The 13,705-nt window shown below is 26.9% G+C and carries 10 protein-coding genes and 1 pseudogene; 3 read left to right on the forward strand and 8 right to left on the reverse strand.

Annotated features, from left to right (window positions below; translation table 4 throughout):
* A partial coding sequence (locus tag F801_RS0103720) for an IS3 family transposase (protein WP_020104672.1) occupies positions 1-283 on the forward strand: 283 nt, incomplete at its 5' end.
* A gap of 155 nt (positions 284-438) precedes the next feature.
* On the opposite strand, the gene tuf is transcribed toward F801_RS0103720, so the two are convergent.
* The 8 genes from tuf to secA form a co-directional block, all read right to left on the reverse strand.
* On the reverse strand, positions 439-1,647 hold the full coding sequence (gene tuf, locus F801_RS0103725; RefSeq protein ID WP_020104673.1) for an elongation factor Tu: 1,209 nt from the start codon (positions 1,645-1,647) through the stop codon (positions 439-441).
* Between the two features lie 191 nt (positions 1,648-1,838).
* The gene (lon, locus tag F801_RS0103730; protein WP_020104674.1) at positions 1,839-4,433 is read right to left on the reverse strand and encodes an endopeptidase La; all 2,595 of its coding nucleotides are present in this window, start codon (positions 4,431-4,433) and stop codon (positions 1,839-1,841) included.
* Between the two features lie 83 nt (positions 4,434-4,516).
* Complete coding sequence (locus tag F801_RS0103735) at positions 4,517-5,200, reverse strand: MPN527 family putative ECF transporter permease subunit (RefSeq protein ID WP_416371594.1); 684 nt, start codon at positions 5,198-5,200, stop codon at positions 4,517-4,519.
* Between the two features lie 67 nt (positions 5,201-5,267).
* Positions 5,268-5,891, reverse strand: coding sequence for a uracil phosphoribosyltransferase (gene upp / locus F801_RS0103745; protein WP_013302382.1), 624 nt, complete (start codon positions 5,889-5,891; stop codon positions 5,268-5,270).
* Positions 5,892-5,962: 71 nt separating this feature from the next.
* A complete protein-coding gene (deoC, locus tag F801_RS0103750) occupies positions 5,963-6,634 on the reverse strand; it encodes a deoxyribose-phosphate aldolase (protein ID WP_013302383.1) in 672 nt (223 codons plus the stop codon).
* The gene (locus tag F801_RS0103755) at positions 6,634-7,929 is read right to left on the reverse strand and encodes a thymidine phosphorylase (RefSeq protein ID WP_015084268.1); all 1,296 of its coding nucleotides are present in this window, start codon (positions 7,927-7,929) and stop codon (positions 6,634-6,636) included. The genes deoC and F801_RS0103755 overlap by 1 nt, the downstream gene beginning before the upstream one ends.
* Positions 7,930-7,933: 4 nt before the next feature.
* Positions 7,934-8,632, reverse strand: a complete 699-nt coding sequence (gene deoD / locus F801_RS0103760; protein WP_020104676.1) for a purine-nucleoside phosphorylase — start codon at positions 8,630-8,632, stop codon at positions 7,934-7,936.
* A 603-nt stretch (positions 8,633-9,235) separates the two neighbouring features.
* Positions 9,236-12,118, reverse strand: coding sequence for a preprotein translocase subunit SecA (secA, locus tag F801_RS0103770; protein ID WP_020104677.1), 2,883 nt, complete (start codon positions 12,116-12,118; stop codon positions 9,236-9,238).
* Between the two features lie 833 nt (positions 12,119-12,951).
* Between secA and F801_RS0103775 the strand changes: the two genes are divergently transcribed.
* Positions 12,952-13,428: a deoxycytidylate deaminase gene (locus F801_RS0103775; RefSeq protein WP_015084270.1), complete on the forward strand. Its 477-nt coding sequence runs from the start codon at positions 12,952-12,954 to the stop codon at positions 13,426-13,428.
* Between the two features lie 61 nt (positions 13,429-13,489).
* A pseudogene (locus tag F801_RS0103780) lies at positions 13,490-13,705 on the forward strand (IS3 family transposase); the annotation flags it as partial.

The following is a 13,705-nucleotide window of genomic DNA, read 5'->3' on the forward strand; positions in this document are numbered from 1 at the left end:
ATATCAACATAGACAATTTTCAGAAAAATTAAAACAAAAAGGAATAATTCAGTCCATGTCTCGAAAAGGAAATTGTTTAGATAATAGCATTATTGAATCGTTTTTTGGGACATTAAAAAGAGAATGTTTTTATGGTCGCGAAAAAGAATTTTTAACTTTTAAACAATTTCACAAAGCAATTGCAAATTATATTTATTATTACAATTACAAACAAATTAAAGATAAAATAAAATGAATGTCTCCCATTAAATTTAGGGAAACATTCATTTCAAATTATAATTAATTAAAACACTCAAAAATTTTTTCAAGAAAAGGGTATCAACTCAATTTTTTCCTAATTTTTTATTTTTTAAAAAATAAAAAATACTTTTTAAGAAAATAAAAAAACACTGAAGTAAATTCAGTGTTTTAATTTTAATATTATTATTTGGAAATTAATTATTTAACAATTTCTGTAACTGTTCCAGCACCAACTGTTCTTCCACCTTCACGAATTGAGAACTTAGTACCTTGTTCAACAGCAATTGGAGCAATTAATTCTACAGTTAAATTTACATTGTCCCCAGGTTTAACCATTTCTACACCTTGTTCAAATTTAACTCCACCTGTTACGTCAGTTGTTCTGAAGTAAAATTGAGGTTTGTAGTTAGGGAAGAATGGTGTGTGACGTCCACCTTCTTCTTTTTTAAGAACATAAATAGCTGCTTTAAATGTTGTATGTGGAACAATAGTTTTAGGTTTAGCAATAACTTGTCCTCTTTCGATTTCGTCTCTGTTAACTCCTCTTAAAAGAACTCCGGCATTATCTCCAGCCATTGCTGATTGTAAGTTTTTGTTGAACATTTCAATACCTGTAACAACTGTTTTTTTAGGTTCTGATTTATATCCAACAATTTCAACTTCTTCGTTTAATTTAACTTGTCCTCTTTCAACTTTACCTGTAGCAACTGTTCCTCTACCTGTAATTGTGAAAACGTCTTCAACTGCCATTAAGAATGGTTTGTCTAATTCTCTAACTGGTGAGTCAATGTAAGTATCAACTGCATCCATTAATTCAAGAATTTTTGCTTCTCATTCTGGTTTTCCTTCTAAAGCACCTTTAGCAGATCCACGAACAATAGGAGTATTGTCTCCGTCAAAGTCATATGAGCTTAATAATTCTCTAACTTCAACTTCAACTAAGTCAACCATTTCTTCTTCACCTTGTAACATATCTACTTTGTTTAAGAATACAACGATTTTTGGAACACCAACTTGTTTTGACAATAGTATGTGTTCTCTTGTTTGAGGCATTGGTCCATCTGTTGCAGCAACAACTAAGATAGCACCATCCATTTGTGCTGCACCTGTAATCATATTTTTAATGTAATCAGCGTGTCCTGGACAGTCAACGTGAGCATAGTGTCTTTTATCTGTACTATATTCAATGTGAGCTGTATTAATTGTAATACCTCTAGCTTTTTCTTCTGGAGCAGCATCAATTGAAGCATAATCTTTTGCTTCGGCTAATCCTTTTTTAGATAGAACTGTTGAAATTGCAGCTGTTAATGTTGTTTTTCCGTGGTCAACGTGACCAATGGTTCCAATATTAATATGTTCTTTACTACGGTCAAAATCTTTTTTTGCACCTGGTTTTTGTACTGCCATTATTTTTCCTTTCAGTGTTAATTTAATATATTTAAAAAATTCTAAACGCGTTTAAAACCACCTATGAATAGCCTTTCAACTATTTCCTATCCACACACGTATAAAACTGCTTAACAGCAAAAATTAAGTAAAATAATTTTACCAAATTATTTGTATTTTTCAAGTATTTTTTAAGCTTGTTGGTGCCAAAATTAACTAGTTACTAACTTTGATTCAAATAGTTCTTGGTAAATTTGATCATATTTTTCAACTGCAACAAAACGGATTTGTTTTTTAACTTCTTCAGGAATATCAACAAGATTTTTTTCGTTGTTTTTAGGTATGTAAATTGTTTTAATTCCTTTTTTATATGCACCTAAAGATTTTTCTTTTAAACCACCTATTTCAAGCACTTTTCCTCTTAATGTTATCTCACCTGTCATCGCTACTTTTGAACTTACACGTTTTTTAGCAAGTGCTGAAATAATTGCGGTTGTAAAAGTAATTCCGGCTGAAGGTCCATCTTTTGGAACAGCTCCTTCAGGTACGTGGATGTGGATTTGGTTGTTATCAAAATCAAAATCAATTCCGAATTTTTCTGCATTGGCACGAACATAAGTAAGCGCAATTTGTGCTGATTCTTGCATAACATCTTTTAAACGACCAGTTAATTTAATATCACCTTTTCCTGGTACACAAGTTACTTCAATTTGTAAAGTAGAACCACCAACTGAAGTATATGCAAGTCCAGTAACTGATCCAATATGTGAAGTGTTTTCTTTTTCTTCTGAAGTGTATTTTATTCTTCCTAATAATTTCACAACTTGTTCTTCATCAACTACAAATTCTTCTTTTTCTTCTATTTTTTTATCTAAAAGCAACATAATTATTTTTCTTGCGATTTTTTCAAGAACTCTTTTTAATTGTCTAACACCTGATTCTAGTGTATAGCTTCTGATTATAAATTCAATTGTTTTGTTGTTGATTTTAAAATGTTTTTTATCTAATAGGTTTTCAGAAATTACTTGTGGAAGTAAGTGATGTTTAACGATTTCGATTTTTTCTAAAAAAGTATAAGAACTAAGTTCAAGAAGTTCAACACGATCGATTAAAGCTTCTGGTATGTCGGAAATGTAATTTGCAGTTGCAACAAACATAACTTGCGAAAGATCATATTCCATTTCTAAATAGTGATCTTGGAAAAATTTGTTTTGTTCTGGATCAAGAACTTCCAACATTGCAGAAGCTGGATCTCCTTTAAAATCTGAACTCATTTTATCAATTTCATCAAGTAAAATTAATGGATTAGAAACACCTGCTTTTTTAATAGCTTGGATAATTTTTCCTGGTAAAGCCCCAACATAAGTTCTTCTATGTCCACGAATTTCAGATTCATCCCTTAATCCACCTAAAGAGATTTTGACAAACTTTTTACCAATAGCATCAGCGATGGATTTTGCTATCGAAGTTTTACCTGTACCTGGAGGACCTACTAAAGTAAGAATTGGCATTTGTGAGTAATTGTTTAATTCATTGTTTTTCTTTGTTGAAAATAAATTAGAATCAATAGCAAGATTGCCTTCAACAAAGGATAGATTGTTTGAGTCTTTTTCGTTTTCAAATTTTTGTTTTCTGTTGATTAATGTTGCTAAATATTCAAAAATTCTATCTTTTACTTCATTTAAACCATAATGTTTTTTAGAAAGAGCAACTTTGGCTTCTTCTAAGTTTAAATGATCTAATGAAACTTGTCTTCAAGGAAGCGCCATGATAGTGTCAATATATGTTTTACTAATATTTGATTCAGGAGAAGTTGACATCATCCCTTTGATTCTTCTTGACTCATTTATTACTGTTGTAATTACATCTTGAGGGAATTTAGCTTTTGCTTTATCTGTTTTTAAAGTTTGTAAAAGTTGGTTATCATAATGTTGATCATCACCTAATTTTTGACGTATAGTTTTAATTTTTTCTCTTAAAATAAACTCTGTTTGTTGTTTATCTAAATTAGATTTCATCATTTGGTCAATTTCTTTATCTAGCATTCTAAATAAATGTCTGTATTTACGATATTTAATAATCAACTTCATTTTATCAACAAAATTATTAAGTTCAAAAATGTTGTAACTTTCTAAAAGAGTAAAGCTTTCATGACTAGCTGCGCCAACAACAGCATTGATTAAAATTTGATTTGGAGTTTGTAATTCTTCATCAATTAATTTTTGCAAATCATACAATGAATTAACATCTGTTGAAACCAAACTTAATCTAATTTTTATATTATCTTGAGCTAAAAAAGAAGTAAATTTAACAATATGATCAATATCTAAAGCTTCAGGGGAAACAAATTCTTTAACAGGTTTTACTATAGCATCAATAAAGTGAATTCCTTCTTGATCTTTTTCGATATTTATAATACTTACCTTTTGTAATACTTCAAATTCAATAACAATTGAACTAATTTGTCCTTTTGAATCTTTGACAATTTTTTCAGAAACTATCTTAACTAATGAAGCTAATTTAAGCAAATCATCTAAAGAACTAATAACAGAAGGATGTGGTGGAACACTATAAGCAATAACAAGTTCTTGACCTAAAAGAGTTCCATTAGGACTATCATTTCTTATTGCTTGTAAAATATCTAAAGATCTTTTGTTTGTTACTGTTTTAGAACTAAGAAAGGGGATTACTCCTATTTCTAATTTTGTATTTGCAGTTGCATCTGCAACCCTTGGAAAGTAGATTTTTTTAGATTCTACTATGAATTTAAATTTTTGATTTGTTGTTTTTTTAGCTTTAGTTGTCATATTTTTCCTTTGTGATTGGTTTTTCATTAATGCTTATAATTATACCAAAAATAGCACTAAACACTAAAAAGTGCCAAAATTTATTAATATTTGAAGCTTTTTTTCATTTTTGAATGACTTTTTATCATAACTAGATAAATTCCGTAAAACAAAATAGATGTGATAGTAAAGTTTACTAAATTAAAAGGGAAATATAAAACAAAAGCTCAAACAAAATAATTTAAAGATAAAGAAAAGCTTTTAAATTTCTTATTAGTTAACCATTGTTGTGCTAAATCAATTGGGTTAATATTATCTGTTAGTTTGAATAATTTAAAAAATACAGGAGTAAAAAAGAAAGCATTGAAAATTGTTAATATTATTGAAGTAATAAATGTTGAAACTAATAAATTTAACATTAGTTTTATTGCTTGTTTTTTATCAAATTTGTATTTGTGATCTTCTGTAATTATTTGTGTTTTTGCTTCTTTTTTGAAGCCAAATACATATCTAAAGCTTAAGAAAAGAAAAATGAAAATACAACTTGAAAATAACAAGATAAAATTACCAAAATAATCAATCTCAAGACTAATAGATGGATTTAAAAATGGTCCTAAAATAAATCTTATTATCAAGGCTACAATGCCATAAGCAATGCTTGCAGATACAAAGATCGGTAAAATAAATAAAGTTGATAAATCTATTTTAAGACCTATGCTGCTAGCAATTGGTCAAGTAAAGAATTTTTGATGTGATAATAGAAAAAAATTAAAGAAAGTGCTAAAAATACACCGGTTATAGTTAAATTAAAAATTGCTGAACTGTGTACTTTATGAAATGGTTTCATTTTTAGTTTTATTTGGTGCCAAAAATTCTATCTCCTGCATCACCCAAACCAGGAACAATATATTTTTTATCATTTAAATGCGAATCAACTGCTGCTACATAAATATTAACATCTGGATGTTTTGCTTCTACAGCTTTAATTCCTTCTGGAGCTGCAACTAAATTAACTAAAGATATATCTGAAAATCCTTCTTTTTTAACAAAATCTATAGCTTTAATTATAGAATGACCTGTTGCTAACATTGGATCTAAGATTAAGATTTTTGAAGACTTTTTAACTGTTGGTAGTTTAAAATAATATGTTTTAATTTCAAAAGTAGTTTCTTCTCTATAAAGTCCAATATGACCAACATGAGCTTCAGGAACTAAAGACAAAATTCCTTGTAACATACCTAACCCTGCTCTCAAAATTGGCACTAAAACTATTTTTTCATCTAATTGTTGTCCATTATAAACACTTTTTGTAAGAGTGTGTACAAGTAAAGATTTTGTTTTATAATCTCTTAATATTTCATAAACCATTAATGAAGAAATTTCTTCTAATAAAGTTCTAAAAATATGGTGAGGAGTATTTTCATCACGCATTTTTGTTAACTTAGTTTCAATAATTGGATGAGTTAGAATTTTTAACATTTTTTATTTTCCTTTTTTTATTATTAATTTTTTGCAAATTTTATGAATTATAAAAGAATATTAAAAAATTCCTAATAAATTATTTTTTGTTTTTCTGAAGTTAGAGAGAATATTTGTAAAGAAGAGGAAGTACCAAATCTAGTAGCTCCTAATTTATAATAATTTTCTAAATCAGCAATGGATTTAATTCCACCAGCTGCTTTGATTTTTACTTTATCACCCACTACTTCTTTGATTAATTCGATGTCTTCTGCAGTAGCTCCTCGATACGAAAATCCTGTTGAAGTTTTAACGAAATCAGCTTTGGCAATCAATACTAATTCAGCTGCTTTTTTTATTTCATCTTTAGTTAAAAGCGCTGTTTCTATAATTACTTTTAATATTTTATTTCCAATTGCTTTTTTAACTTGTTGGATTTCATTTAAGATGTAGTCATAAACTTTTTCTTTGAATTTACCCACATTTATAACCATATCTATTTCAGTAGCTCCATGTTCAACTGCTAATTTTGCTTCAAAAACCTTGGTTTGTGTGTTTGATGCACCTAATGGAAAGCCAACTACTGAAACGATATCTAAATCTGTATTTGCAAGTTTTTCTTTTGCTAATTTAACTCAAGAAGAGTTAATGCAAACTCCTCTAAATCCATGTTCTTTAGCTTGTGAAATAAGTTTTAAAATATCTTTAGATGTAGCTTCTGGTTTTAATAAAGTATGGTCAATCATTTTTTTATAATCAATCATTATCCAAGTCTTTCTAAAATAAGTTTTTGTTTTTTTGGTTTTTGTCTAATTACATAAGATTTTTCTAATTCATCTTTAAGTTTTTCATCAATAGGATTTGAAGAATATAAAACAAAAAGTACTTCATTTTTCTTCACAAAATCATTGTTTTGTTTTTTAAGTTCAATTCCTGCTTCATAATCAAGTTTTTGCTCTTTGAACATACGACCAGCACCTAATTTAACTGCAACTTCACCCAAAATTAGTGCTGAAGTTGTTTGTAAAAATCCTTCTTCTTTTGCCTTTATTTCTAATTTGTATTTAGGTGTTCAGAATTTGTTAGATTTTAAAAGTTCCAAGTCTCCACCTTGGTTTTCTACTAATTCATAGAATTTTTCAAGTGCTTTATTGTTTTTAAGAACTTCTAGAACTTTTTCTGTTGCTGCTTTTTCAGTTAATTTTTTATTAACAAGCATCATAAGTTCAACACAAGAAGCAACACAAATCTCTTCTAAATCTTTTGGACCTTGCAATTTAAGTGTTTGAATTGCTTCAAGAACTTCGTTTTTATTACCTATCATTTTGCCCAAAGGTGAAGACATATTGCTAATGTGAATATGTACATTTTTTTTGAATTTTTTTCCTACTTCAATTAATTCTGTAGCTAATGCCCTAGCGCTTTTTAAATCTTTCATAAAAGCACCATTACCACATTTAACATCAATTAAAATTGCATCAGCTCCTGTTGCAATTTTTTTAGACATTATTGAAGAAGCAATTAATTCAATTGAATCCACAGTTCCTGTTACATCTCTAAGAGCATAAATTTGTTTATCAGCTGGGACTAAATTTTTACTTTGTCCAATAATACTTAAATGAGTTCTTTGAATTTGACTTATAAATTCCTGATCAGATAAAACTGTTGTAAAACCTGGAATAGATTCTAATTTATCAATTGTTCCGCCTGTGTGTCCTAATCCTTTTCCACTCATTTTTGCTACATTAATACCTAATGCAGCTAGAATTGGACCAATAATTAAAGTAACTTTATCACCAACACCACCTGTTGAATGTTTATCTACTTTTGGACCTTTAATGCTTGATAAATCAAGAACTTCTCCAGATTCGACAAATGATTTTGTAAGAAAGTATGTTTCTTTTTTATCCAAACCATTCAAGAGAATAGACATCAAAAAAGAAGACATTTGATAATCTTTGATTTCGCCTGAAATATAAGAATTTATAGCAAAATCAAACTCTTCTTGAGTGATTTTTTTATTGTGTACTTTTTTGTTAATAATTTCTAAAATATTCACAATTTTACTTTATTTCTAAAGCAATTTCCATCATTTTTGTAAATCCATTTTGTCTTTCTAATGGATTTAATTCTTCTTTAGTAATTAGATTATCTGAAACTGTTAGTAAGCTTGCTGCCTTTTTATTTAATAATTTTGCAACAACAAATAAAGCAAAAGATTCCATTTCTACAGCGGAAGCTTTAGTTAATTCTATTGTTTGTTCTAGTGGTCTTTGTGAATAGAAAGCATCTGTTGAATGAACTCTTTCTAAAGAAACATTTATTCCCTTTTTATTGGCAATGGAAAGTAATTCAGCAACTAAGTCTTTGTCTGAATGAATCAAATGTTTTTTCTTATTGAGCATTAATTGTGCAAAAGCACATGAATCAGAAATTGCTTCTTCAGCGACTAAAATCTCATGAACCTTTAAATCTTCACGATAACTTCCAGCAGAGCCAATTCTTACAATTTTTTCTACATCATAAAACTTAAATAATTCATAAGCATAAATTCCAATTGATCCTGTCCCCATTCCTGAAGCAGCTACACTAATTCTTTTTCCTTTGAAAAATCCTGTGTAAATATAAACGTTTCTAACTGATGAAACTAATTTAGCTTCTTCTAAATAATTTTCAGCTATAAATTTAGCTCTTAATGGATCTCCTGGCATTAAAACTATTTTTGCGATTTGATTTTTTTCTGCACTTATATGTGGTGTCATTTTCTTCCTTCTTTTTTTTAAAATGTTAAAAATTAATTTAATTAATATTTAAAAATATTAATTTTATATCTTAGCACAATTTCTAAAAAATTTAAGTAAGTAGCAAACTAAAAGAAAAAAATAATTATTTTCATTCAGAATCTTGGCTTTGTTGAACACAATAACAAAATGATTTTTTTCAAAAAAAGAAAAATAAAAGAAGAAAAAAGAAATATCAAATGTAAAAAATACTAAATGATTTGGAATTTGTAGAAAAATAAAGATATGTCAAGTATAAACTTATCAAAGTTCAAATCACTAAAACAATAAGTCACCAAATTTTTACTTCTTTTAAAAACTTAGCTTTACAAAAGTCTTTATGAAATCTTTTATCAGATAAAAAAGAATTTTTGATTCCTAATTTAAAGCGTCAAAAAAATAAAAAAGGAACAAAATTGAAACAAATTGTAACTAAAGTAAGAGATAATTTAAAAATTAAGTTTGTTACATTTTTTTGAGCTAAAACAAAGTAAATGTAAGTTGATTCAACCAAAGATAAAATTAAAAATAAAATAGAAATAACAAAGAATAATTTATGAATAATTTTCTTCATTTTTGTAGATTTTATAGTTCTATGTCTTCTTCTTTTTCTTGTGTTTTATCTTCTTGTGTATTTTCTTGTTTTTGTCTAGAATCATCTTCACTAACAACCTGTTTAGCTTCTAGTGGTTGTGCGTCTGCTTTTGAGTCTAAAGTTGTTGAATTTGAAGAAAATGCTTCATTTTTGTTGCTATTTTCTAAAATATTTTGCTGTTCTTGTTCAAGCATTTCATTTTCTTGTAATTTAAAAACAGCTTCTAAAATCATTTGTTTTTTAAATTCAGGATCTAAATATTTGTTTATATTTAAAGTTGAACCATCACTTAGTGTATAAATTTCAAAATCTGTATCTAAAACATTTTCTTGTGCAGTTGTTAAAACACGTTGAGTTTCTTCATATAAAGCATTTAGACGGTTTTGTTTTTTCTCGTATTCAATTTTTAATTGTTCTAATTGGATTTCATTTTGTTCAATTACTTGTTGAATAATTTCAGCTGGTGTGTCTGCATTGAAACTAATTGTTTGACCATTTGAAAGTTGATAATCAATTGTTTCATTTTTTCTTGCATTTGAGTTGTTAAATAAAGATAAAATTGCTTGATATGCACTTTCATTAATTAGAATTTGAAATTTTTTAGTTGCTTCTTCTGTGAAGATTTGATAAGGATTTTTTTGTGAATATTGAACTAAATTAGCTGAAGAACGAAGTTTATCAATTGTATCAATATGTCCTTTTCATTTAGCATCTAATGAGGTTAAAATTATATAACGTTCACTAGCAAAATAATTATCACCTAAATTTTGTTTTAATTGGAATTGAACTGTTTCAAAATATATTCTATTTAAAGCTTTTTCAAGCACTTCTTTTAGATCTTCATAATGATATTTTTCTAAATTTAATTCTGAAAAATCATATTTGGTAATCCGAGATAAATTATCATTTAAAAAAGCTACTAAATTTGTATAATTTACTTCTTTATTGGATTTGATTATAAAGTCATAACCTAAAATTAAATCAACAGTTCTTGAAATCATTCTTTGAATATAATGATCTAAATTTGTAGATTCTAACAAAATATCTCTTTGTGTATAAATCAAGTCTCTTTCTTGTCTAATAACGTCATCATAACTTAAAACTGATTTACGAGTATCAAAGTTAAATCCTTCAATTTTCTTTTGTGCTCTTAATAAAATACTATGAATTGTTTTTCCTTTAATTGGTTCATCACCTTGTTCGCTATAGGCATTTTGAATGTGTTGAAAATTAGAAAATCTTTGTAATAGTGGATCTTCTATTGAGATAAAAAATCTAGAATAACCAATGTCACCTTGACGACCAGAACGTCCTCTTAATTGGTTGTCAATTCTTCTGGCTTCAGCTTTATCTGTTCCTAAAATATACAATCCACCTAATTCTAAAACTCCTTCACCTAATTTAATATCTGTTCCACGTCCTGCCATGTTAGTTGCAATGGTGATTGCTCCTTTTTGACCTGCACGAGATATTATGTCTGCTTCTTGTTCATTTTGTTTTGCGTTTAAAACTGTATGAAATAAGCTCTCACGATTTAATAATTCAGATAAAGTTTCTGACTCATTAACTTGTGAAGTACCAACTAAAATTGGTTGTCCTGTGGCATGAATTTTCTTGATTTCGTTGATAATTGCTTTATTTTTAGCTCTTAATGAAGCAAAAATAAGGTCTGTGTCATCTTTTCTGTGAATGGCTTTATTAGTTGGAATAACATTTACACGCATATTGTAAACATCAATAAATTCTTGTTCTTCTGTTTTAGCAGTTCCTGTCATTCCACAAAGTTTTTTAAATAATCTAAAGAAATTTTGATAAGTAATTGTTGCTAATGTTTGAGTTTCAGGTTCGATTTCTAAATTTTCTTTAGCTTGAAGTGCTTGTTGTAGTCCTTCAGAATAAGATCTACCTTGCATTACACGACCTGTAAATGGATCTACTAATTCAATTTTTCCATCTCTTACAATGTACTCAACATCTCGTTTCATAACTTTGCAAGCACGCAAAGCATTTTGAACTCTATGTACTAATTCTGAATTATCAATTTCATACAAGTTTCTAACTTTGAAAAAACTATTTGCTTTATCAATTCCTTGATCATTTAGTTTAATACCTTTTGTTTCTAAATCTATATAAAAATCTTCATCTTTTAAAGTGTTTACAAACTGATTTGCCGCTAAATAAGTTGAAGAATTATTATTTTGACCACCTGAAATAATTAGCGGAGTTTTTGCTTCATCAATTAAAATGGAATCAACTTCATCAATTAAACAAAAATTTAAACTTCTTTGTACTTTTTCTTCTTTTGAAAAGACCATATTGTCTCTTAAGTAGTCAAAACCCAACTCTGAATGTACAGAATATGTAATATCAGCTGAGTACATTAATCTTTTTGTGTCATTATCTAAACCAACTTTGTTAATTCCAACAGAAAGACCTAAAAAGTTATAAACTTGTCCTGTTTCTTGAGCATCACGTTCTGTTAGATATTCATTAACTGTAGATACAATTACACCTTCACCAGCTAGTGCATTTAGATAAACTGGAGCAATTGAAGCAATAGTTTTTCCTTCTCCTGTCTTCATTTCAGCAACTGATCCAAAATCTAAAATTAAACCACCTAAGATTTGTACATCATAAGGTTTTTTACCCAAAATTCTTTTTGTAGCTTCTCTTGCTACAGCAAAAGCTTCAACTCTAATATCAGCTAAAGTTTCTCCAGCAGATAAACGTTTTTTAAATTCAAAGGTCTGATTTGTTAATTCACTATCTGACATATTCGAATATTTGCCAGTTAAATCATTAATTTTTTTTAATAATCTTTGAGCTAATCTCATTTCTGAAGAAGTAGAAAAAAACTTTTGTATTGCTTTCATAAAATCCCTATAATTAATGAACAAATTCTTATTAAATTTATATAATTTTTATTTTATACAAAGTCTTATAATTATAAATTAATAAATTAAAAATAAAATTATAAAACTATAATTAAAAATACAAAGTATGCTAACTAAGACTTCTTTTTTCTCAATAACAACATAAAAATTAAAAAAACAAAAGGAAAAAAGAAGAAAAATTAGTTTATTTAAAAATTGAAAATATTAACAATGAATAACTTCTTAGTGAAAAAGAACAAAATAAAAATGCTTTAAAAATGAAGGTTTTTCAACAAAACTTAGTAATCCTTAAAAAGAGAAAATAAGAATTATATTAATTTAATGAGTAATAAAAAGGTTACAATGCAAAATTTATATTTTAAAATCAATTGAAAATTTCAAAAAATTAGATTTTAATTTATTACCAATATTTAAAAAGTATTTTAGTGAATTTTTGAAAGTTTAAAATAAAAAATTATATTTTGTTTAACATAATTAGTTTATTGATTATCTTTTAGATTATTTACCTTGTTTTGAAGTAAAATTAGTTTAATTAGCTTTAAAAAAGAAGAAAAAATCTACTTTTTAGAACCAAAAATCCAAAAGTAAGCAAAAGAATTACATTCTATTTTTTGAACATTATAGTTTGTAAATCATAATATTATTTTATTAATGAAAAATAATTACTTTTAAGGATAAAACAATTTATAAATTTTCAAAAATTTTAAATAAAAAATTAATTTTTTAATTAAAAATGATATTTAAAAAATTATAATATTAACTAATAAAACAAACAAAATTTATTAAACATAATATAAAAAATGAGGTGAAAAATGAAAAATAAAACAATAAACTGAAATGAATATTTTTTAGCACTAGCAAAAATAAGCGCAAAAAGAAGTAAAGATCCTAACACTCAAGTTGGAGCTTGTATTGTAAGCAAACAAAATAGAGTATTGGGAATAGGTTATAATGGAATGCCAAAAGGAAATGATGTTGATTTTCCTTGATCAAAAGATTCTAATAAAGCTAGCGAAGTAAAATATTCATATGTAATTCATGCAGAAATAAATGCTATTTTAAATTCGATTTTACCTTTGAATACAGTAGAAGATGCAAAACTTTATGTTTCTTTATTTCCTTGTTCTAATTGTGCAAAAGTTATTGCACAAACAGGTATTACAACAATTTATTTTGATGATGATAAGTATCATCACACTGAAGATTCAGCCATATCAAGATTTATTTTTGAAAAAAGTAAAATTAAAACTATTCAACTTAAAAAGTTTAATGTAACTATAGAAAATTAAAGTAAATTAGTCTTCTTGAGCAGATCTCCTTTTCTTATAAAAATAGAAAAGGGGATTTTTTATGAAATATTCATTAGAATTTAAATTAGAATGTGTAAACAAATACAAAAAAGGAATTGAAATTAAAAAGCCTGATTTTGCTAATACAAGTCAGAAAATTTTTTTAAATCAAGTAAATTTTTGAGAAAAAATTTATGACAAATTAGGAGTTGAAGGACTTAAGAAAAAACAACGAAATAAAAAGTGAACTATAGATCAAAGATTAAACATAGTTAAA

The organism is Mesomycoplasma hyorhinis ATCC 17981, from assembly GCF_000383515.1.
Classification (GTDB): domain Bacteria; phylum Bacillota_I; class Bacilli_A; order Mycoplasmatales; family Metamycoplasmataceae; genus Mesomycoplasma; species Mesomycoplasma hyorhinis.